Below are 21,771 nucleotides of genomic sequence, written 5' to 3'. Positions count from 1 at the left end.
AGTACCGCAAGACCCACAACGACGGCGTCTTCGACGTCTACCCGGCCGACGTCCGCGCCGCCCGCTCCTCCCACATCATCACGGGCCTGCCCGACGCCTACGGCCGCGGCCGGATCATCGGCGACTACCGCCGCGTCGCCCTCTACGGCGTGGACGCGCTGATCGAGGCGAAGCGGGCGGAGAAGGCGGGCCTCGACGCCGAGCGCTCCGTCGAGGACGTCATCCGCGACCGCGAGGAGCTCGCGGAGCAGCTGCGGGCCCTGGGCGAGCTGAAGACGATGGCGGCGTCCTACGGCCACGACGTGTCGCGCCCGGCGGAGACCGCCCGCGAGGCCGTGCAGTGGCTCTACCTGGCCTACCTCGCCGCGGTGAAGGAGCAGAACGGCGCGGCGATGTCCCTGGGCCGCACCTCGACGTTCCTCGACGTGTTCCTCGAGCGCGACCTCGTCGCCGGCCGGATCACGGAGCGGGAGGCGCAGGAGCTCGTCGACGACTTCGTCATCAAGCTGCGCATCGTCCGCTTCCTGCGCACGCCGGAGTACGACGCGCTCTTCTCGGGCGACCCGACCTGGGTGACCGAGACGATCGGCGGCGTGGGCGAGGACGGCCGCCCGCTGGTCACGAAGACGTCCTTCCGGTACCTGCAGACGCTGTACAACCTGGGCCCGGCCCCCGAGCCCAACCTCACGGTGTTCTGGTCCGAGCGCCTGCCGCGCGGCTTCAAGGACTTCTGCGCGAAGGTCTCCATCGACACCTCCGCGATCCAGTACGAGTCCGACGAGCTCATCCGCGCCACGTGGGGCGACGACGCCGCGATCGCCTGCTGCGTGTCGCCGATGCGGGTGGGCAAGCAGATGCAGTTCTTCGGCGCGCGGGTCAACCTCGCCAAGGCGCTGCTCTACGCGATCAACGGCGGCCGCGACGAGGTCTCCGGCAAGCAGGTCTCGCCCGCCACCGCGCCGGTGACCGGGGACGTCCTCGACTACGACGACGTCATGGCCCGCTTCGACGGGACGATGGACTGGCTGGCGCAGACCTACGTCGACGCCCTCAACTGCGTGCACTACATGCACGACAAGTACGCCTACGAGCGCATCGAGATGGCGCTGCACGACCGCGAGGTCCTGCGGACGATGGCGTGCGGCATCGCCGGCCTGTCCGTCGTCGCCGACTCCCTGTCCGCCATCAAGCACGCGACGGTCCGGCCCGTCCGGGACGACTCGGGCCTCGTCGTCGACTACCGCGTCGAGGGCGACTTCCCGACGTACGGCAACGACGACGACCGCGCCGACGACATCGCCGTGTGGCTCGTGCGGACGTTCATGGAGAAGCTCCGCCGCTACCCGACCTACCGCGGGGCGCTGCACACGCAGTCCGTGCTGACGATCACGTCCAACGTGGTCTACGGGAAGAGCACGGGCAACACCCCCGACGGCCGTCGGACCGGGCAGCCGTTCGCGCCCGGGGCCAACCCCATGAACGGGCGGGACCAGCACGGGGTGCTCGCCTCGGGCCTGTCGGTGGCGAAGCTGCCGTACTCGGAGGCCATGGACGGCATCTCGCTGACCTCGTCGGTGCTGCCCTCGGGCCTGGGGCGGACGGCGGAGGAGCGCGTGGCGAACCTCGTGGGCCTGCTCGACGCCTACACGCTCTCCTCGGGCTACCACATGAACGTCAACGTGCTGAACCGCGAGACGCTCGAGGACGCCATGGCGCACCCCGAGAACTACCCGCAGCTCACCGTGCGGGTCTCCGGGTACGCCGTGAACTTCGTCCGGCTCACGCGGGAGCAGCAGCTCGACGTGCTGTCGCGCACGTTCCACGGCGCCGTCTGACCCGCGCCGCCCGGTGCGCCCCGCAGGGGCGCGCCGGGCAGCCGGGCCGGCCGGCCCGCCGGCCCACCACCACCCCCACGAGCAGGACCCACGGAGCCCGAGATGACCGGCATCGACCAGCGCGAGCGCACCCCCGACGGCGCGCCCGTCGTCGACCTCGCGGTCCCGCTCGTGGGCGGCGCCCACGGGCGGGGGCACGGGCACGGCACCGTCGGGCTCGACCCGGTGGAGGTGGGCGAGCGGGCGGACCGGCTGACCGCCGTGCGCGAGGGCCGCCTCGGCTCCGTGCACTCCTGGGAGCTCGTCACGGCCGTCGACGGCCCCGGCACCCGGCTGACGGTGTTCCTCTCCGGGTGCCCGCTGCGGTGCCTGTACTGCCACAACCCCGACACCATGGAGATGCGCCGCGGCACGGACGTCACGGCGGACGCCCTCCTCGCGCGCGTGGCCCGCTACCGCGGCGTCTTCCGCGCCACCGGCGGCGGGCTGACGGTCAGCGGCGGGGAGCCGCTCATGCAGCCGGCGTTCCTCGCGCGGCTGCTGCGGGGGGCGAAGGCGATGGGCGTGCACACGACCCTGGACACCTCGGGGTACCTCGGCCGGCACTGCACGGACGCGATGCTCGACGACCTCGACCTCGTGCTGCTGGACCTCAAGTCCGGCGACGAGGACACCTACCGCCGGGCGACGGGGCGCGAGCTCGCGCCGACGCTCGAGTTCGGCCGGCGCCTGGCCGAGCACGGCACCCAGGTGTGGGTGCGGTTCGTGCTCGTCCCCGGCCTCACGGACGCCGTCGACAACGTGGAGCGGGTCGCGGCGCACGCGGCGGCGATCGCCACCGTGACGCGCGTCGAGGTCCTGCCCTTCCACCAGATGGGGCGCGACAAGTGGGACGCGCTCGGCATGCCGTACGCCCTCGACGGCGTCGCGCCGCCGACCCCAGACCTGGTCGAGCGCGTGCGCGCGCAGTTCCGCGCGCACGGGTTGACGACCTTCTAGACCGCCGCCGGGCGGCGCCCCATCGTGGGGGTGCGGCGTCGCCCGGCGGCACCCCGCGCGCGCGGTCAGGGCACGTCGGCCGTGCCCGGCGGCAGCAGCCGCCGCCCGAGCACCCGCGTCGTCCAGCCCGTCCGGTCGAGGTAGGGCACGATCCCGCCGAGGTGCGGCGGCCAGCCCGCGCCGAGCAGCAGGCACAGGTCCACCTCCTGCGGGCCGGGCACCACGCCCTCGTCGAGCAGGTGCCCGATCTCGTCCGTCAGCGCCCGGCACACCATGTCGTGCACGCCGTCCGCGTCGAGCGGCCCCCACGGCACGGACCCGTCGCGGGCCTCGTCGAGCACGGCCTGCAGCCCGGGGTCGAGCGGCGCGCGCTGCCCCGGGGCCGGCGGCCGCCCGACGAGCCGGGTGCCCCGCGCGACGAGCGCCTCGAGCCCGGGGGAGCGCGGCACCCGGTCGCCGAGGTCCGCGCGCAGGGACTGCAGCACGTGCAGGGCGACGGCGGGCCCGACGAGGTCGATGAGCGCGAAGGGGCGCATGGGCAGCCCCGTCCGGTCCAGCGCCGCGTCGGCGACCGCCACGGGGGTGCCCCGCTCCACCGCGTCGAGGACCACGCCGAGCAGGAGCACGAGCAGCCGGTTCACGACGAAGCCCGGGCGGTCGCCGACGACCACGGCCGTCTTCCCGGCCCCCTGGGCGACGGCGAGGGCCGTCGCGACGCCTCCGTCGTCGGCCCCGTCGGGACGGACGACCTCCACCAGGGGCATCGCCGCCACGGGGTTGAAGAAGTGCAGCCCCACGACCCGCCCCTGGTGCGCCAGCCCCTCGGCCATCGCCGCCACCGACAGCGCGGAGGTGTTCGTCGCGATGACGCAGCCGGGGTCCACGACCGTCTCGAGCTCGGCCAGCACCCGCCGCTTGAGGTCGAGCACCTCGGTGACGGCCTCGACGACGAGGTCGCAGCCGGCCAGGTCGGCGAGCACGGTCGTGCCGGTGACCCGGGCGCCCACCGCCTCCGCCGCGGCGGCGTCGAGGCGTCCGGCCCGCACCTGGCGCTGCAGGGTGGCGCGGACGGCGGCCAGCCCGGCGGACACGCGCTCCGCGTCGAGGTCGCGCAGGACCACGGGCACGCCGAGGCGGGCCGCGAGGAGGGCCGCGATCTGCGCCGCCATCAGCCCGGCGCCGACGAGGCCCACCCGGGTCACGGGACGGGCGAGCGCGGGGTCGGGGGCGCGCGAGGGCCGCCGGGCGCCCCGGACGAGGCCCGCGGCGTAGACGGACGCGCGCATCTCGTCGGTCATGACGAGGTCGGCGAGCGCGTCGTCCTCCGCCGCCCAGGCCTGCGCCCGCCCGGTCGTGCGCGCGGCGGCGAGGAGGTCCAGCGCGCGGTGCGGGGCCGGCCGGGCGCCCAGCGGCGTGGCGGCCAGGCGCTCGCGGGCGGCCGCCACGGCGGCGTCCCACGTCCCCGCGTCGTCGGGCGGGCGGCGGGCGACCTCGACGCGGCCGGCCAGGACGTCGCCGACCCACGCGAGCGCCGCCGGGACGAACCCGGTGGCGTCGGGCGCGTCCAGGACGGCGTCGACGAGGCCGACGTCGGCCGCCTCCCGCGCCGTCAGGGTGCGGTTCGCGGCCGGGCGGTCGACGACGAGCGCCACCGCGGCCTCGATCCCGACGAGGTGCGGCAGGCGTCGGCAGCCGCCCCACCCCGGGACCAGGCCGAGCGCGGTCTCCGGCAGGCCGAGCGTGCGCACGCCGACCGCGGCGACCCGGTGGTCGCACGCGAGGGCGAGCTCGAGGCCGCCCCCGAGCGCCGTGCCGTTGACGATGGCGAACGTCGGCACCGGCAGGTCCTCGAGCGCGTCGTACGCCGCGTGGCCGGCGCGGGCGAGCGCGAGCGCGTCGTCACGGTCCCGGACGGCGACGACCCGGCCGAGGTCGGCGCCGGCGAGGAACGTCCGGCCCGTGCCGGTGACCGCGACGGCGGCCGCACCGCCCGCGTCGACGCGCGCGCGCACGTCCGCGAGGGCCGTGGCGAGGCCCGCGAGCCCCTCCGGTCCCAGGGTCGCGGGCCGGCCCGCCGCCGCGTCCTCGTCGTCGGGCGCGAGGACGAGCAGCAGGAGGCGGTCCGCACCGGACGGCGCGCCGGGGACCACGTGCTCCTCGACCCGGGTGCGGGCGGGACGCTCGGCGGGTCCCGCGCCGTCGCGTCCTGCGGGCGCGGCCGGTCCGTCGGGTGGGGCGGACGTGCGGGTCATGACCCTCCTCGGGGACGTCGTCGTCCGGTCGCGGCCGACCGTACCGGGGTCGGCCCGTCACCGCCACGGACGTGTTACCGGACGGTAAGTGAGCCATCTCCTACCACGGAACCTGTACGAGAATTGGACATGCCGGTACTTTTCACCCGGTCAGTCCAGCCCGGGGCCGTCCGGTCCCGTGGGGGTGCGTGCGCGCCCCTCGTCGACGAGAGGCGCCTCCGTGCCCCCTGCCCCCTCCCGCCCCGCCCCCGACCGGTCGGCCCCGCGCCCGGCCGACCGCCTCCCCGGCGGGACGTCCGACCGCCGCCGCGCGGCCGCCGCGGGGCTGGCCGGCGTGCTCGTCCTCGGCGCCGGTGCCGTCGCGCTGGCGGCGCCCGCGCAGGCCGCGGACGTCCGCCAGGTGGCGCTGCTGTCCGTCAACGACTTCCACGGCCGGATCAACGACAGCACGACGACGTACGCGGCCACCGTCGAGGGGCTGCGGGAGCAGCTCGCCGCCGCGAACGGCGGCCTGCCCGTCACGGCGCTCGTGTCGGCCGGCGACCTCATCGGCGCGTCGGAGTTCGCGTCCGCCGTGGCGCAGGACCAGCCCACGATCGACCTCTTCGACGCGCTCGACCTGCAGGCGTCCGCGGTCGGCAACCACGAGTTCGACCAGGGCTACGACGACCTCGTCGACCGGGTGGTCGCGGGCGGCTCCAACGCCTCCTGGCCCTACCTCGGTGCGAACGTCTACACGGCGGGCACCACGACCCCGGCGCTCCCCGAGTACGCGACCTTCGAGGTCAACGGGGTGACGGTCGGCGTCATCGGCACGGTGACGCAGGAGACCCCCAGCCTCGTCTCGCCCGCCGGCGTGGCCGGCCTGACGTTCGGGGACCCGGTCGCGGCGACGAACCGCGTGGCGACGCAGCTGACGGACGGGGTCGCGGGCAACGGCGAGGCCGACCTCGTCGTGGCGGCGTACCACGAGGGGGCCTCGGAGGGCGGCGAGGGCGTCACGCTCGAGCAGGCGGTGGCGGCCAGCCCCGTGTTCGCGGGCATCGTCACCGGCACGAGCCCCGCGGTGGACGTGATCCTCACCGGGCACACGCACCAGGCGTACTCCTTCGCCGCGCCGGTGCCGGGCGACCCCGCCCGCACGCGTCCGGTGCTGCAGACGGGCCAGTACGGCGAGAACGTCGGGGTCGTCGAGGTCGCGTTCGACCTCGAGACGGGCACCGTGGTGCAGTCCTCGGCCCGCAACCAGCCGGTCGACGGGACCGTCGCCCCGGCGGCGCCCACCCCGGCGCTCGTGGAGGCGCAGGCCGTCGTGGACGCGGCGCTCGCCGAGGCGGAGGTCGTCGGGAGCCAGGTCGTCGGCGAGGTCACGGCCGACATCACGACGGCGTTCCGGGACGGGACGGTCGTCGACGGCGTCTACACGGGAGGCACGGGGGGCGACCGGTCCAAGGAGTCGACGCTGGGGCACCTCGTCGCGGACGCGCTGCTGGACGTCCTGGCCGACGAGGAGCGGGGCGGGGCGGAGATCACCCTGGTCAACCCCGGTGGACTGCGCTCCGAGCTCCTGCGGGACGTGCCCTTCGGCGACGAGGCGGCGGGCGACGTGACGTACGCCGAGGCGAACGCGGTGCTGCCCTTCGTCAACAACCTCTGGACGACGGACCTCACCGGCGCCCAGCTCGTCGAGGTGCTCGAGCAGCAGTGGCAGACGAACGCCGACGGCACCGTCCCGACGCGGCCCTACCTGCAGCTCAGCGGCTCGGCCAACCTGGCCTGGACCTACGACCCCGACGCCCCGCAGGGGCAGCACATCACCTCGGTGACGGTCGACGGCGAGCCCCTGGACCCGACGGCGCCGTACCGCGTCGGCTCCTTCAACTTCCTCCTCCAGGGCGGCGACAACTTCCGCGCCTTCGCCGGGGGCACGGACACGCGCGACTCCGGGCTCGTGGACCGCGACGGCTGGATCTCCTACCTCGGGCAGGGGCCGGTGTCGCCGGACTACGGCAAGCGGTCCGTGGCGGTCGACGGGCTGCCCGCGGGCCTGGCGCCCGGTGAGGCCTACGCGCTGACCGTGTCCGACCTGGACCTCACGAGCCTCGGGGCGCCCGCCACGGAGCAGCTCGACGCGTTCCTCTTCCCGCAGGGCGAGGACGCCGGGGTGCTCCTGGGCTCCTTCCCCGTGACGGGCGGTCGTGCCACGGTCGCCGGGACGCTGCCCGCGGACCTCGCGCTCGGCGGGTACCGCCTCGTGCTCCAGGCCTCCGTCGAGGGGGACTTCACGCAGGTCGCCCTGCCCCTCACGGTGCGCGAGACGCCGCCCGACGAGCCCACGCCGACGCCGACGCCGACCCCGGCGCCCACCGCGGTCCCGACCCCGACCGCCACGCCGGCGCCCGTCGCGAGCCCCTCGCCGTCGGCCACCGCCGCGGTCGTGGCCCGCGGGACCTCCCGCGGCGGACTGGCGACGACGGGCGCCGACGACGGCCTGCTCGTCGCGGGCTGGCTGGCAGGCGCCGCGGTGCTCGTCGGGGCCGTCCTCGTGGCGCTGCGCGCCCGACGCCCGGAGCGCGCCGACCGCTGAGGCGTCGTGCGCGACGGAGGGGGTGGACGCGGACGCGTCCACCCCCTCCGTCGTCCTGCTGGACCGCCGGGGCTCAGCCGAGTGCGGCGAAGGCCTCGGCGAGGGGGGCGGCGAGCAGGTCGACCTGCCACGGGCGCGCCCCGCCGGAGCGCAGGGCGTCGGCGAGCGCGTCCGCACCCCCGGGCCGCGGCGGGGTCCAGCAGACCCGGCGCAGCAGGTCCGGCTGGAGCAGGTTCTCCACCGGCACGGTCCACCGCGCGGACAGGTCCGTGACGATGGTCCGGGCGGCGGCCAGGCGGGCGGCGGCGGCCGGGTCGCGGTCGGGCCACGAGCGCGGCGGCGGCGGGGCGTCGGAGCGCGGGCCCCGGACGGACGGCAGGGCGGGCTCGGGGAGGGCGAGCGCCTCGTCGACGGCCCGCTGCCAGAGCTCGGCGCGACGGCGCGTGCCCTTGCCGGAGAAGGCCGGCAGGGCGACGAGCGCCGTCACGTCCCGCGGCAGGGCGGTCGCGGCGGCGACGATCGCGGCGTCGGGCAGGACCCGTCCGGGGGACAGGTCGCGCCGGCGGGCCTCGGCGTCGCGGGCCGCCCACAGGGACCGCACGACGGCGAGCCGGCGCGCGTCGTGGATCGCGTGCAGGCCCGACACCCGGCGCCACGGGTCCGCGCGCGGCGGGGCGGGCGGGGCGGTCCGGACCGCCTCGAACTCCTGCGCGGCCCACTCGGCCTTGCCGGCCTCCGCGAGCCGCTCGGCCAGCACCTCGCGCAGCTCGACGAGGACCTCCACGTCGAGCGCGGCGTAGCGCAGCCACTCCTCGGGCAGCGGGCGCGTCGACCAGTCGGCGGCGGAGTGCTCCTTGGCGAGGCCGAGGCCGAGGAGCTCGGCGACGACGGCCGCGAGCCCCACCCGGTCGAGGCCGAGCAGGCGCGCCGCGAGCTCCGTGTCGAAGAGCCGCGACGGACGCATGCCGTTCTCGGCCAGGCTCGGCAGGTCCTGGGACGCGGCGTGCAGGACCCACTCCACGCCGACGAGCGCCTCGGACAGGCTCGAGAGGTCCGGGAGCGGGACGGGGTCGACGAGCGCCGTGCCCACGCCCTCGCGGCGGAGCTGGACGAGGTACGTGCGCTGCCCGTAGCGGTAGCCCGAGGCGCGCTCGGCGTCGACGGCCACGGGGCCCGTGCCGGCGCCGAACGCCTCGACGGCGGCGGCCAGGGCCTCGGGCGTGTCGATGACGGGCGGGATGCCGCCGGACGGCTCCGTGAGGGGCACGACGGCGGGCGCCCCGAGGGCATCGGCCCCGTCGGGCGCCGCGGCGCCGGAGGTCCCCGGGGTGGCGGTGTCCCCGGCCGTCCCGAGGTCCTCGGCGACGAGGGGCGCCGCGGCCTCCGGCTCGGCCGTCTCGTGCGCGCGGGGGCCGGCCGGCTGCGGCACCGCGGCGGGCGCCGCTGACGTGCGGGAGCGGTCGACGGGCATGGGACCACTCTACGGGGAACCGGCACGGCCCCTCCCGACGACGTCCGCGGTCGTCGGGAGGGGCCGTGCCGTGCCCGACCCGGCAGGGTCGGGCCGGGATCAGCGCAGGACGCCGGCCCGGAACGAGATGGCGACGAGCTCGGCGCGGTCGCCCGTGCCCAGCTTGCGCGAGATCCGGGCGAGGTGGCTCTTCACCGTGAGCGCGGACAGGCCGAGCTCCTCGCCGATGCGCTTGTTGCTGCGGCCGTCCGCCACGAGCTCGAGCACGCCGATCTCGCGGGCGGTCAGCTCGGCCGCGGCCCGCAGGGAGGCGGGAGCGGTCGTGGGACGGGTGAGGGTGGAGGAGGTCGCGCCGACCACGGCACCACGGATGCCGGAGGCCAGCAGCACGGACATCTCTCGGCGGGCCGCCTGCTTCGCCAGCACGAGCACCCGGTGGGCGCCGCGTCGGCGGAGGGTCTGCACGAGAGGAGCGGCGTCACCGTCGGCCACCTCCGGGACCACCAGGCACAGCTGGTGGCCCGGCTGGGCGGCGCGCGGGACGGCCGTGACAGGGGCCCGCAGAGGCGGGCGCCTGGGCGTCACCAGGTCGCGTCGGAGGGGTTCGATGCTCACACCCCACCCATCGGCAGGGTGCTAGCACCTATTGAGGCACTGCTGCGCGTGGTGTATCGCGCGCGGCGGGTGAGAAGTGCCGGTCAGGGCGTCGCCGCCCCGAGGCCGCGGGCACGTGGCCGGCGCGTGGCCGGCGGACCCTACCGGCGCTCGAGCGGGACGACGCCCTCGGGCAGCGGGGGGAGCCCGGCCACGGTCCGCAGGAGGGTCGTCCAGGCGACGAGGTGCGGGGCGAGGTCCTCGTCGGCGGCCGTCCAGGACGCGCGGAGCTCGAGCTCGCTCTGCTCCTCCCGCATGCCGAGGGAGCCGAAGCTCTGGGAGTGGACGCGGGTGACGGTGCCGCCGGCGGCGTGCAGGTCCAGCCCCGCGGCGGCCAGCGACTCCCCGAACCAGCTCCAGGCCACCTCGCCGAAGAGCGGGTCGGCACCCACCTCGGGCTCCAGGGTGGCCCGGACCAGCGTGACGAGCCGGAAGCAGCCCTCCCACGCCTCCTGGCCGGCGGGGTCGTAGAGCACGACGAACCGCCCGGAGGCCAGCTCGTCGGCGGCCACGGAGCGCCGGGCGCTGCGGACCTCGCCGGTCAGCGCGGCGGAGAACGGTGCCAGGCGGGCGGGTCCGGGGACCTCCTCGAGGGCGACCTCGGGCGGCGTGGTCACCCCGCGCAGCGAGCGCAGGGCGCGGACGAAGGCGACGGGGACGTCGTCCGGGCCGGCATGGGTCACACCCGGGAGCGTACGGGCGGGCCCCGCGGGGGCGGCTCCGGCGCGCCGGGCCGGCAGGGGCGGCGGCTAGGCTGCCCGGTCGGCAGGGACACCGGCACGAGGAGGCACGGCATGGGCGCGACCGGCGCGGGCGACGGCACGGCGACGCCGGGGGTGCCCCTGGATGCGCCGGCGGCGCTGGCGGCCCCGACGGCGGGGACGGCACGGTCGGCACGGACCGGGCCGCTGCAGCCCGTGGTCCTCGGCGCCGACATCGGGGTCTACGCCATGGCGCGCTCCCTCCACGAGGCGTACGGGGTGCGGTCGGTGGTCGTCGCCGGCGCCGCCCTCGGGCCCGTGGCGCACTCGCGCATCGTGGAGCACGAGATCGTCGCCGACGGCCACGACCCCCGCCAGCTCGTCGACCGGCTGCTCGAGGTCGCCCGCCGCCTGCCCGACCGGCGCCTGCTGCTCCTGGCGAACTCGGACTGGCTCGTGCGGGTCGTCGTGCGGCACCGGGACGAGCTCGAGGCCCACTACGTCGTGCCGTTCCTCGACGGCGACCTGCTCGACCGGATCTCGGACAAGGCCACCTTCGCCGAGATCTGCTCGGACCTCGGCATCGCGGTGCCGCGCACGATCGTCGTCGACTTCGCGACGGCCGCCGACGCGGGCTGGGAGCCGACGCCGGTCGACCTGCCGTTCCCGCTCATCGCGAAGGCGGCCAGCAGCGCGGACTACCAGGACGTGGAGTTCGTCGGGAAGAAGAAGGTCTTCGAGATCGCCGATGCCGCCGAGCTCGCGCGGTTGTGGGACTCCCTCCGCGACGCCGGCTTCCGCGGGCGGTTCGTCGCCCAGGAGCTCGTGCCGGGCGACGACACGCAGATGCGCTCCATCACGGCCTACGTGGACACCCGCGGCGAGATCACGCTCCTGTGCACGGCGCACGTGCTGCTCGAGGAGCACACGCCCTCGGGCCTGGGCAACCCCGCCGCGATGCTCGTCAGTCGCGACGACGCCCTGCTCGAGGGCGCCCGCACCTTCCTGCGCGCCACGGGCTACCGCGGCTTCGCCAACTTCGACGTGAAGGTCGACCCGCGCGACGGCCGGCTCTGCTTCTTCGAGGTCAACCCCCGCATCGGCCGCAACAACTACTACGTCACCGCGGCGGGCGGGAACCCCATGCGCGTCGTCGTCGAGGACGCGGTGGAGGGGCGCGCGCTGGAGCCCGTCGTCGTCGAGGGCGAGGTCCTCTACTCGATCCTGCCGCACCGCCTGCTGCTGCGGTACGTGCGCGACGCGGACCTGGCGGCGCGGGTGCGGGCGCTCATCCGGGCGCGGCGGACGGCGCACCCGCTGCTGTACCGCGCGGACCTCTCGCCGCGTCGGGTGCTCTACGTGGCCGCCGCCATGGCGAACCAGGTGCGCAAGTTCCGCCGCTGGTACCCCGAGGTCACCGACACGGGCTTCTAGCCCGCGCGTGCCCCGCCCGCGGCCGGGCGGGCCGGCTCAGCCGAGCTCGCTGGTCCCGGCGTAGAGGTGGAGCACCGGGACCTGGAGCGCGTCCCGGGCCCGGGACGCCCAGTCGCGGTGGAAGGTGTCCTCGACCGCGTGGGGGTAGGTGACGACGGCGACCTCGCGCACGTCCCCGGCGGCGACCGCGGCGCGCAGCGCCGGCAGCGGGTCGTCCTCGACGACGGCGCCCGTGGCGCTGCGCCCCGCCGCGGCGAAGGCGGCGAGCGAGGCGTCGAGGTCCTCCTGCGCCGAGCGCTCCGCCTGCGCCCGGGAGGGCTCCTTGCCGCGGGCGGCGTCGAGGGCCTTGCGCAGCTCGCCGAGGCCGAGCGCGTCGACGATGGAGACCAGCACGTTGCGCTCCGTGTCGGCCGGCACGAGGACGCGGTAGTCGAGCGTCTCGTCGGCGTGCAGCCCGACGAGGTGCTCCACGTCGGTGCGGGACAGGGCGTCCTCGGCGAGGACGAGCACGGTGGTGGGCGCCTGGTCGGTCACGGGGTCGGTCACGGTCACGCGCCGACCCTATGCCAGGTGCCAGCGCCCCAGCAGGACGCCGCGGGCGTGCAGGAGGTGCACCAGGCGGGCGTCGACGGCCGGGTCGAGCCAGTCGTCGAGCGCCAGGGACCGCGGCGCCGGGCCCCCGACGAGGAGCGGGCTCACCGTGAGGTCCAGCTCGTCGACGAGGCCCGCGGCCACGAGCCGGCCGAGCAGGTGCGGCCCGCCCTCCGCCTGCACCCGGGTGAGCCCGCGCTCGGCGAGGGCGTCGAGCGCGCGGTCGAGGCCGACGCGGTCCTCGCCGGTCACCAGCACGGCGTCCGTGCCGAGCCGCTCGCGCAACGGCGCCAGCCGCGGGCAGCGGGCGTGCGTGACGACGAGGGGCGGGGGGCCGGCGGGCGCGTTGTCGTCGGAGCCGGGTCCCTCGTCGCCCAGGAGGCGGGGCGGCAGGTCGCCGGAGCCCGTGACCACCGCGGTCACGAGCGCGTCGGGGCGCCCGGCCGCCCGTCGGCCGGCGCGCAGCGGCGCGTCGACCACCAGCGGCGGGTAGCCCTCCGCGGCGGCGGTGCCCAGGCCGACGAGGACGACGTCGGCGAGGGCGCGGAGCGCGCCGAACACCCGGCCGTCGGCGGCGTCGTGGATGGAGCCCGACCGGCCGTCCGCGCCCGTGGCGGCGCCGTCGAGGGTGCTCACCATGACGCCCCGCACCCACCGGGCACGTGCGTCGGACGCCTCCGGTGCCGGGGCGGCGGCGTAGAGGGCGAGCAGCGCGGCCTCGTCGTCCTGCGGGGGCAGCTCCGACCGTCCCGCCGGGTTGCGGGGGAGGAGCACGTCGAGCGTGGGGGCGGGGGGCGTCACGCGCCGAGCCTAGGGACGCGTGGCCGCGCGACCCCTGAGGGCCCGTGCGGGCGGCCGCAGGCCCCGACCGGGGTGCCGCACTAGGCTCCACGCCGTGACCCGCCGGCTCGTCGACCGCCGTCCCTCCGTGCCGGTCGACCGGCTCGTGGCCGACCTCGTGCCGCCGCGGCACTTCGTCGCCGAGTCGTTCGACACGTACCGGCCCGACCCGGACTTCCCCTCCCAGGCCGCGGCGCTGGAGCGCCTGCGGGAACTCGCGGGCCGCGTGGCCGACGGCGGCGCAGGCGCGCGGTCGTGGTTCCGCCGCTCGCGGCCCGAGCCCGTCGCGGTCTACCTCGACGGCGGCTTCGGCGTCGGCAAGACCCACCTGCTCGTGTCCCTCGCGCAGGCCGTCGGGGTCGAGGGCACGGTCTACGGCACCTTCGTCGAGTACACGAACCTCGTCGGGGCGCTCGGGTTCGCGGCCACCGTCGAGACCCTCGGGCAGCGCCGGCTCGTCTGCATCGACGAGTTCGAGCTCGACGACCCCGGCGACACCGTCCTGATGTCGCGGCTCCTGCGCGAGCTCGCCGACCGGGGCGTGGCCCTGGCCGCCACGTCGAACACCCTGCCGGAGTCGCTGGGGGAGGGCCGCTTCGCCGCGGAGGACTTCCTGCGCGAGATCCAGGCCCTGTCCGCCCGGTTCGAGGTGCTGCGCATCGACGGCGAGGACTACCGCCACCGCCGCACCGTGACGCAGGCGCCCGAGGTCTCCTCTGACCAGGTGCAGGCCGCCGTCGACGCCCGGCCCGACGCGACCCTCGACGACTTCTCCGCGCTGCTCGAGCACCTGGCGACCGTCCACCCCTCCCGGTACGGGGCGCTCCTGGACGGCGTCGGCCTCGTCGGCCTGACGGACGTGGCTCCCGTCTCCCGGCAGGACGTCGCGCTGCGGCTCGTCGTGCTCGTCGACCGGCTCTACGACCGCGACGTCCCCGTCGTGCTGTCCGGGCGCGGGACGCAGGAGCTGTTCTCCGCCGAGATGCTCGCGGGCGGCTACCGCAAGAAGTACTTCCGCGCGCTGTCGCGGCTGGGCTCGCTCGCCGGCGACGGCGCGGCCCTCGTCGGGTAGGCGCCCCCTCGGTGGATGCCACTCAGCATCCGCTCATGCCGATGAGCGCGCGCTGCCGACAGGTCCACTAGGCGACCCTCCGGCCAAATCTTGATCTGCGAAGCGGAACAGCGTCGAATTCACCACGCGAGAGGCGAGACGGTGCGCTACTCCCTTTCGTCATCCTCCGCCTCGCGGCGTAGAAGCCAGTCCGCATTCTGTTCGAAGCGCATACGGGCGGCCTCGAAGTCCTCCCGTAGTTCGGGATCGGCTTCCGCCAGTGCGCATTCGGTGGCTGCCGCACGCGCACTTTCGAGTTCTGGGGAGACTCCATCTATCCATCCCCAGATGCCAAGGTGCATGGCGTCCGCGACCGCCGCGCGCACACCGGCGGCGTCTGTTCCCAGGTCCCTCGCCTTCAACACGAAGCGCCTTGCCAGCTCAGGGTGCCGCAGCGGCCAGGTGTGAATACTCCTGAGCAGAGTCGCCAGGGAGAGCAACTCTCTCGCGTCCATGTCATCCGCGGCGACCCGGAGCCGCTGTGCCTGTTCACCGGTCAGTCCGCCGTGGGCGACGAACTCGACCACCGCCGACGCCTCACTGACGTCTCCCTGCTGGCTCTGTTCGAGCATCCAGGCGATCAGTGCCTCGCCTTGGTCATCGAACGTCGCGCCGAGTCCGTGGTCGTCCGTCGGTAGGCTCCCGCTTCGGTGTGCAGCCACGAGGTGATTGAGTACCAGCCGCGGGTGGACTTGGGCGATGCCGCTGACGAGCTGCTGGACGGTGTAGTCGTTCCACCCAGCGCGTCTGGCTAGATTGAGCACTGCATCGGCGTCACGTTCGGCCAGCTGGGGCCCCCAAGAGGAACCGTCGTAGTGGCAAGCCTGCTCAAGGACGCGGGTCGCCGCGAAAGACGAGATGCCCTCGGCCAGGAGGTCGCCGACCGTTTTTGCGGGGTCGGCCACGAGGAGCCGCGAGCTGCCCATGAGGAACCTGTCGCGGACTTCAGTTGCGGGGTCGCGCGTGCCTCGTCGGTAGAGGTCGACGAAAGGGCCGCCGCGGTCTATCCAGTGGTAGTTCGCGAACACGTTACCGACTGCCAGGCGGACTGCGAGCCGCTGCTCCTCCATGCGGGCCAGCCAATTGATCAAGGTTGGTTCGTCGTGCTCTGCCCAACAGTTGAGCAGCTGGTCCAGGTTGTCGTCCAGTGGTCCGGCTTGACCAGCGGCGATCGCGAGCACTATCCCCGGCACGAGGCTGGGGCGGACTAGTCCGAGCTGGCGCCACACCGCCCAGAGCGAGAGGCGGTGGTCAGGATTCGCGGTACGGATTTCCCGGGAGACGGCGTCGAGGGCGGCAACGACGTAGGACGGATCGTCGGGGGCCGTCAGTTCGCTCACGGCTCGTTCAACGAGAGCGTCGTGCGCTGCGCCTTGACGTTCCACCAGCTCGCGGACCCGAGCGGAGCGTGCCGCCTCTCGTTCGTCCTCCGACTGCCGCGCATCGTGCTCGGCCCTAGCCGCCTCGACCGCGCGGAGCTCGACCAGCGGTGGCACCGGGACACCCCGCCGTGTCGGCTCATCGTAGCTTCTGGGGTGCAGGAGCAGCTCGACGACATCGTCTTCGCGCTCGTCAAGAGCGGCGACCAACGTCAGGGCGCCGTGACGCAGCGGCAGCGAGATGGCGTGCTGCGCCGTCCACGCGATCTTGTGACGAACGGACCGGCGGATCACCGCACTCGTGGTCGTCTCGGCGATCGTCCGAAGTACCTCTAGCGTGGCGAGATCGTCGCTCTCCCAGGCAAGTACCTCGTCATCGCTGACCGGTCGCCCGAATAGACCGGACGGCTGACGCAAGGCCTCTCGTAGCAGATCGACCGCTACCGCGGCGCGACGCAGGTCGCTGCCGCAGCCGTGCTCGAGCAGCGTCGACCGGATCGCATCCCGTACTGGCCGTGCCCAGGTCGGCGAGACCGCGAAAGGTTGGAACGCCAGCCGCCGTGGGCCCTCCATGAAGTGCCGCTCACCCTCCTTCGCGACCAGCGACCGCAGGAGGGACAGCGGCGTCGTGACGTCACGGTTGTCCGTCGGCTCTGCCAACCACTGCCGCACCCGGTCGACGATCCGAGCGGGAAACGACGGGTGGGGCAAGTTGCCCACGTTCGCCAGACGGTCCGCAATCACCCGCTCTGCATGCTCGGGATGCGGGTGCGTAGGGCGCGGGTCGTAGCGCCGCAGGGCCCAAAGCGCGTCAAGAACGGTTTCAAGCAGGTCCGGAGCGCTGGCCGCGCACTGGCCATACAGCTCCGGCATGCGCCGCCGCACTTCCTCGGGCGTAGCCGACCTCCTCCACTGCGGCGGTTGTGCCTCACCGGCCAGTGCCGAGGGGTCGCGCGGTTCGTCCGGCACGGTAGTTGCGTGCCCCTTGGGGTCGGTGCCGGCCCCCGTTCCATCGAGGCGTGCCCGAATGTCCTCGAGGGCATCCACGAGCGCGTGCGGCTGGGTGACAGCGAGAGGCTCGAGCCGGCCGAGGGCTTCGTACAGGCCGTCGTGATCGGCCGTACGGAGTCCCGACCGAACCACGTCCCAAATCGCGTCGAAGACCGGAGGCCCGCCTTGCGCGGTGAGCCGCCAGTCTAGCTCTGCGAGCGCAATGACCAAACGCGCGGCTTGGGTGCCGCTGAATGCGGTCCAGAGTTCCTCGGCGAAGCCGGTGGCGTCGGCGCCGACCGCGGCCTCCCTCTCGAGGATGTCGTCGGCCAGGACGTCCGGAACCACTCGAACGAGTCCACTGCGGGTCACCAGCACGCCTCGGTCGTGCAGGCTCTTGCGCAGGCGGAGCAGGTCCACCACGGGCAGACCACAGAACTCGGCGAAGTGCGCGTGTAGGCCCTCGTCATCGACGGGGCCCAAAGCCGCGTAGACGGCGAGAAGTCGGCGAACCGTGCCCGTCGGGACGCCGTCGACCTCGCCGGCCGCCAACTCCTCGTACCGTGCGAGAACCTGTTCGCGAAGTTCACCATCGACCACAAGCGGTGCCGTGAGTTCTCCGCGGCGAATGAGGTTCGCGGCGATGACCGCGACGTAAGGCGAATGCATGGCCTGCGCCGTGAGGTATTCGCGTGCTGCTAAAACCAAGCCCAAACCTTCGGTGACGGAGGCAACCAGAGCCCGTGCCTGCGACCTCTTGAGCTCGTCCACCTCGACGGTCTCGACCCTGCTGAGCGGATACCGGGCGTTTGCAACGCGGACCCGTAGCGCGTCAACCCCGGAGGGTCGGGAGGAGAGAACGAGCTGGGTGCCGCCCACATTCCTGACGTACTGAAGCAGCGGAGCGACGGCGGATGGTTCCTGATGCGCGTCGTCCACGACGATGACTGCCGGGGTCTGCGGCAACTCGGCCAGCGCCGCGGCGTCTACGGTTCGGCCGGGTGACAGGCACAGCACGGGGATCTGGCGGTTCTCCTCCTGGAATTGACTGAGGGCTTCGACCAGGAGCCGGGTCTTGCCCCTGCCGCCTGGTCCAGTCACCATCACCACGGCCGGCCAGTCGGCGGTGCGGTCGAGGGCTGCGCCCAGGGCCTCCAGCTCGGCTTCGCGGCCAAGACGGGGACCCAGGTCGTTCAACACCGTGTCAGGGTCCCGTCGGTCGCTGGCGAAGGCGTCGAGGGAGAGGAAAGCATCCTCACCCGGTACCTCGAGCACTCTCTTGCGCACCGCCACTCCCCAGGTGGCGTCGAGGACTTCCCGCTGCTTATGCAGTGGGAGGTCGTCCAGGAGCCGGCCGAGGCCACGCTGGTCGAGTAGTTCCCAGCTTGAGTACTTCGCCATCTCGTCGCGGGCGTCGCGGGATGCCTCACCCGAGAAGACGAGGTGGTGTACGTCCGCCTCAAAGGTGCAAGCCGTCACCGCCGCCCGAACGTCGGCTGGGGTTAGCGCGTCCTGGCGCTTGCACTGCCAGCTCGCCGACGCTCCGTCGCTGAGGTCGCCCTCGAAGTCGATGCCGTCCTGCTTGTCCCCCCGGCGGCCCCAGCGCTCGACGCGGACGACATGGCGTAGCGGTTCAACGCAGAAGCGGTGAGCGCTGAGCAGGCGCTCGGTGAAGTCCTCAAAGCTCTCCCACAACAAGGACGGGGTCGGCAGTAGGTCGGGGTTCCTGCCCGGCAACGGACCGCCGGCCCGATGCGCGGCGGCGCCTTCGCTCGCTCCGGGAGCTGGAGATGGGCGGCTCGGCACCTGCTTCCTCCTTGACATGTCCGGTTCAGCGTGTCGCCGAAGATCGCACAGGTGGTGTCACCGTACGTGAGCTCGCCGACGCCGCAGGGCGGCATGGCGGTGCGTGATCACGTCCTTCGGTAGGTAACTTCCCACTTCAGGGGTGCCGAGGGCGGCTGCGCTGGCGCGGATCTGTCGCGTTGAGGGCGGCCACGCTCGCCCGGATCTGCCGCTGTGCGCGCGGTCGGTGCCGACTGCGGCCCGGCCGCGGCGGCCTGACATGCTTGCGCTCGTGACGGGGGCTGTGATCGACGCCGAGGCCTGGCGCGGGGCGCGCGCTCACATACAAGTCAGCGACCCGTGGGACGTCTACGAGCTCTTCCCGGACGGTCGCGCGGCCGTTCGACTGATCGATCGCCTACCGGCGCGGGGTGGCGACCGCCCAGAACTCCTGCTCGCCTTGTTGGAAGAGCCCGTCTTATGGTCCGGGCGGGAGTACCTCCATCTCACTGTGGCCGATCGATCGGACGCGTCGATCACATCCACGATGACCCCGGGCCAGCTCATCGCGGTCACCTGCCGAGGGCTCGCCGAAGACGTCGCCGCGGAGTGGGTGCGCGCACACGATGCCTGGCGAGGAGGTCTGACCTTGGTCGGCTCGTTCGGACTCGACTGAGTCCCGAGCTCGCTGGCTCGCGTCCTCGTCCGAAATACAGCGGGACCCATCCGAGACAAACGCTCATGCCGCGATCCGACTTCGCGCGTGCCAGCGTCCCGGGCCTGCTCAACTTCGCTGCCGCCGGCAGGATCTCGGCACGCCCGGCTTGAGGCAGCGACACTGACGCCATGAGGAAGCCGTCCGATGCTGGTCGATCGCCGGTGGGCACTGCGATCGCCGAAGCTCTGAACCCGGTCATGACAGCGGCCGGCTTCGCGCCAGGGCAGTCCGGCGAGGGACCAACAGGCGCAGCGGTCGTGTACTGCTCCCCTCACGCGCACTTCCGGTCCCGGTACCCGCACCTTGCCGTCGGTGTCGACAACGACGATCCCGGCGCCTGCACAAACCTCAACGTCTACGTCGACCTGCTGCCGGAGCCTCACATCAGCGAGGCCCATCTTGATGGCGTACCGCTACAGCAGCAGCTGCGCGAGACCGGGCACGACGACCTGATCCCTCAACTTGCGACATGGGCATCGCGCCCCGCAAGTGACGCTCTTCCTGAGCTGGAAAGCGTCCTCGAGGCCGTGTTCTCGCGCCGGTAGGCCGCGGCCTGGCACGACCGCCCGGATCTGCCGCGTTGAGGGCGGCTGCGCTCGCCCGGATCTGCCGCGTTGAGGGCGGCTACGCTCGCCCGGATCTGCCGCGTTGAGGGCGGCTACGCTCGCCCGGATCTGCCGCGATGAGCGCAATTGCGCCGGCTTGCTCTCGTCGCTGATCGCTCGACGGCAGGCGTACAGCCGCCAGCCGTTGGCGCCCGGGGAGGGCTCAGGCTGTCCAGCCCGGCGCCGTCGCGAAGCAGATCGCGTGCGGTGCGCTCGGGTCTTCGTGCTCGAGCTCGTATCGGCACTCCCCGCACCCCTGGGAGGGGTCATGCTCTCGCCAGTCGTGACGGCAGGCGGGGCAGTCGCCGTAGTAGGCGCGGGCTCTTCGTCGTTGCTGACGTCGACGCCACAGAGCCGTCAGTCTGGCGAGCACGCGCCGAGCATCGCAGGAGGAGCTCCAGGTCGCGCACCATCCGCTCATGCCGCTGAGCAGCACGCGCGATCGGAACCCGATGGTCGACCACGTTGGCGCCGTACGAGCCCCGTCTGCTCCTGGGTGGGACGACAAGCACATGGAGAACTAGAGGGCGGAGGACTCCGGCTCGAAGAGGAGCGCTCGTTCGGCGTGCTCAGATCCTCACAGATGGCCCGGCGTGCCGGTCTGCTCGGACCCGCCGACGGAACGGGCGACCGGTAGCGTCGGCGATCAGCGTGACCGGGCGGCGCGCACGAGTCGGACGCCGCCGTAGGCGGCGACGAGCAGGCCCAGCCCGGCGACGAGCCAGTTGGCCCAGAGCGGGTTCGTCCCGCGCAGCGGCTCGACCTGGTAGCCGATGACCGCAAGCCCGAGGACGAGCCACAGCGTGGCCGACCACCACCAGCGGTCGCGCAGCGCCGTGCCGCCGGAAGCCGAATCGGGCGAGCTGCTGTCGTACGGGGGGACGGGGTCGCGATCGGTCATGCGTCGACGATCCCACCCGCACGCGGCCCGTCCGCCACCTCGGACGCGGCGTGCCGGCGCAGAGTGTTCTTCGAAGCGACGGCTGGTGACCGTCCTGACTTGGTCGTTGATGTCGCGAGCCTCCCCGACACTGCTTCGCGGCCCCGGGAGTCCGTCCTCCGACGCATCGAGCGAGAGTGCGACTTCGCCGGCTGGGAACTGGTCCTCGGCTGAACGCACCGACCGGACGGGACACACAGATGCCGCCCGGACTTGCCGCTGTCCGCTCTCACGACGCATCCCTCGGGGGGCCCACCTCGTGCGGCTGTCAACCACGACCACCGGGCGGGCCGACCGCGATCAGGACCACGAACACCCCGACCACGACGACCGCGAGCACCGCGGCGGAGGCCACCGGGTGGCGCAGGAGCACCCGTAGCGCCCGGTCGTGCCACGCGCGATCGCGCGGGTGCCGGCTCTCCTCGCGCCGCCAGCTCCCGTGCAACCGCCCGCTGCGGCGCAGCCACAGCTCGGCCGGGACGGTCGCGTAGGGGACGACAGCGCTCATGACCGCGACGGTGGTCGCACCAGCGCCCCAGCGCTGGTTGAGGGCGACGACGATCGTGCTGGTGATGAAGGCGAGGAACACGAGTCCGTGCACCGCGCCACCGATCGTCACGGCGATGTCGAGGTCGAGCGTCCGGCGCAGCACGAGTCCTGCAAGGAGCAGCGTCCATGACACCGCCTCGGCGATGGCGACGACGCGGAAGAGTGCGAGCGGGGTACGGGCCACGGTCCTCCTCGCGTTCTGGTCGGTTGGCGGGGCGGGCACCATCGGAGTTCGCACGCGCCCATCGTCCCGCAGCCACCAGGCGGGTGTCCGGTCGTGCCACCGCCCGAGCGTCTTGAGTCGCATGCTGTCCGTGCGACGTGCGGGTG

16 protein-coding genes are annotated in these 21,771 nt (G+C 74.0%); 7 read left to right on the top strand and 9 right to left on the bottom strand.

Annotated elements, in window-relative coordinates; genetic code table 11:
* The coding region (locus tag EJA20_RS05435; protein WP_129337142.1) for a pyruvate formate lyase family protein at positions 1-1,835 on the top strand (1,835 nt) is incomplete at its 5' end.
* A gap of 102 nt (positions 1,836-1,937) precedes the next feature.
* Positions 1,938-2,834 (top strand): pyruvate formate-lyase-activating protein, encoded by an 897-nt coding sequence (gene pflA / locus EJA20_RS05430; protein ID WP_129337141.1) that lies wholly within the window; start codon positions 1,938-1,940, stop codon positions 2,832-2,834.
* Between the two features lie 65 nt (positions 2,835-2,899).
* Here the strand turns inward: pflA and EJA20_RS05425 are convergent, their stop codons facing one another.
* Positions 2,900-5,086, bottom strand: coding sequence for a 3-hydroxyacyl-CoA dehydrogenase NAD-binding domain-containing protein (locus EJA20_RS05425; RefSeq protein ID WP_205687377.1), 2,187 nt, complete (start codon positions 5,084-5,086; stop codon positions 2,900-2,902).
* Positions 5,087-5,306: 220 nt separating this feature from the next.
* On the opposite strand from EJA20_RS05425, the gene EJA20_RS05420 reads away from it, so the two are divergent.
* The gene (locus EJA20_RS05420; protein WP_205687376.1) at positions 5,307-7,673 is read left to right on the top strand and encodes a bifunctional metallophosphatase/5'-nucleotidase; all 2,367 of its coding nucleotides are present in this window, start codon (positions 5,307-5,309) and stop codon (positions 7,671-7,673) included.
* Between the two features lie 73 nt (positions 7,674-7,746).
* On the opposite strand, the gene EJA20_RS05415 is transcribed toward EJA20_RS05420, so the two are convergent.
* The 3 genes from EJA20_RS05415 to EJA20_RS05405 form a co-directional block, all read right to left on the bottom strand.
* Positions 7,747-9,144 (bottom strand): HRDC domain-containing protein, encoded by a 1,398-nt coding sequence (locus EJA20_RS05415; RefSeq protein ID WP_240675075.1) that lies wholly within the window; start codon positions 9,142-9,144, stop codon positions 7,747-7,749.
* A 99-nt stretch (positions 9,145-9,243) separates the two neighbouring features.
* Entirely contained in the window at positions 9,244-9,609 is a 366-nt protein-coding gene (locus tag EJA20_RS19905; RefSeq protein WP_240675074.1) for a response regulator transcription factor, read from the bottom strand.
* 290 nt (positions 9,610-9,899) lie between these two features.
* On the bottom strand, positions 9,900-10,481 hold the full coding sequence (locus EJA20_RS05405; RefSeq protein ID WP_129337139.1) for a DUF3000 domain-containing protein: 582 nt from the start codon (positions 10,479-10,481) through the stop codon (positions 9,900-9,902).
* A gap of 111 nt (positions 10,482-10,592) precedes the next feature.
* Between EJA20_RS05405 and EJA20_RS05400 the strand changes: the two genes are divergently transcribed.
* Positions 10,593-11,933, top strand: a complete 1,341-nt coding sequence (locus EJA20_RS05400) for a carboxylate--amine ligase (RefSeq protein WP_129337138.1) — start codon at positions 10,593-10,595, stop codon at positions 11,931-11,933.
* A 36-nt stretch (positions 11,934-11,969) separates the two neighbouring features.
* Here the strand turns inward: EJA20_RS05400 and EJA20_RS05395 are convergent, their stop codons facing one another.
* The gene (locus EJA20_RS05395) at positions 11,970-12,485 is read right to left on the bottom strand and encodes a hypothetical protein (protein WP_240675073.1); all 516 of its coding nucleotides are present in this window, start codon (positions 12,483-12,485) and stop codon (positions 11,970-11,972) included.
* Positions 12,486-12,494: 9 nt separating this feature from the next.
* Positions 12,495-13,325, bottom strand: a complete 831-nt coding sequence (locus tag EJA20_RS05390; RefSeq protein ID WP_129337137.1) for a dihydrofolate reductase family protein — start codon at positions 13,323-13,325, stop codon at positions 12,495-12,497.
* Between the two features lie 94 nt (positions 13,326-13,419).
* On the opposite strand from EJA20_RS05390, the gene zapE reads away from it, so the two are divergent.
* On the top strand, positions 13,420-14,436 hold the full coding sequence (gene zapE, locus EJA20_RS05385) for a cell division protein ZapE (protein ID WP_129337136.1): 1,017 nt from the start codon (positions 13,420-13,422) through the stop codon (positions 14,434-14,436).
* A gap of 146 nt (positions 14,437-14,582) precedes the next feature.
* On the opposite strand, the gene EJA20_RS05380 is transcribed toward zapE, so the two are convergent.
* The gene (locus EJA20_RS05380; RefSeq protein ID WP_164983839.1) at positions 14,583-18,542 is read right to left on the bottom strand and encodes a P-loop NTPase; all 3,960 of its coding nucleotides are present in this window, start codon (positions 18,540-18,542) and stop codon (positions 14,583-14,585) included.
* 391 nt (positions 18,543-18,933) lie between these two features.
* On the opposite strand from EJA20_RS05380, the gene EJA20_RS05375 reads away from it, so the two are divergent.
* Together EJA20_RS05375 and EJA20_RS05370 are read left to right on the top strand one after the other, a co-directional pair.
* Positions 18,934-19,305, top strand: a complete 372-nt coding sequence (locus tag EJA20_RS05375) for a hypothetical protein (protein WP_129337134.1) — start codon at positions 18,934-18,936, stop codon at positions 19,303-19,305.
* 170 nt (positions 19,306-19,475) lie between these two features.
* On the top strand, positions 19,476-19,892 hold the full coding sequence (locus tag EJA20_RS05370; protein WP_129337133.1) for a hypothetical protein: 417 nt from the start codon (positions 19,476-19,478) through the stop codon (positions 19,890-19,892).
* 706 nt (positions 19,893-20,598) lie between these two features.
* On the opposite strand, the gene EJA20_RS05365 is transcribed toward EJA20_RS05370, so the two are convergent.
* Complete coding sequence (locus EJA20_RS05365; protein ID WP_129337132.1) at positions 20,599-20,853, bottom strand: hypothetical protein; 255 nt, start codon at positions 20,851-20,853, stop codon at positions 20,599-20,601.
* Positions 20,854-21,160: 307 nt separating this feature from the next.
* On the bottom strand, positions 21,161-21,625 hold the full coding sequence (locus EJA20_RS05360; RefSeq protein ID WP_129337131.1) for a DUF3817 domain-containing protein: 465 nt from the start codon (positions 21,623-21,625) through the stop codon (positions 21,161-21,163).
* Positions 21,626-21,771 lie beyond the last annotated feature (146 nt).

Source organism: Cellulomonas endophytica (genome assembly GCF_004123805.1).
GTDB lineage: Bacteria > Actinomycetota > Actinomycetes > Actinomycetales > Cellulomonadaceae > Cellulomonas > Cellulomonas endophytica.
Note: the sequence above shows the minus strand (reverse complement) of the source record. Positions and strands in the feature narration are given on the sequence as shown.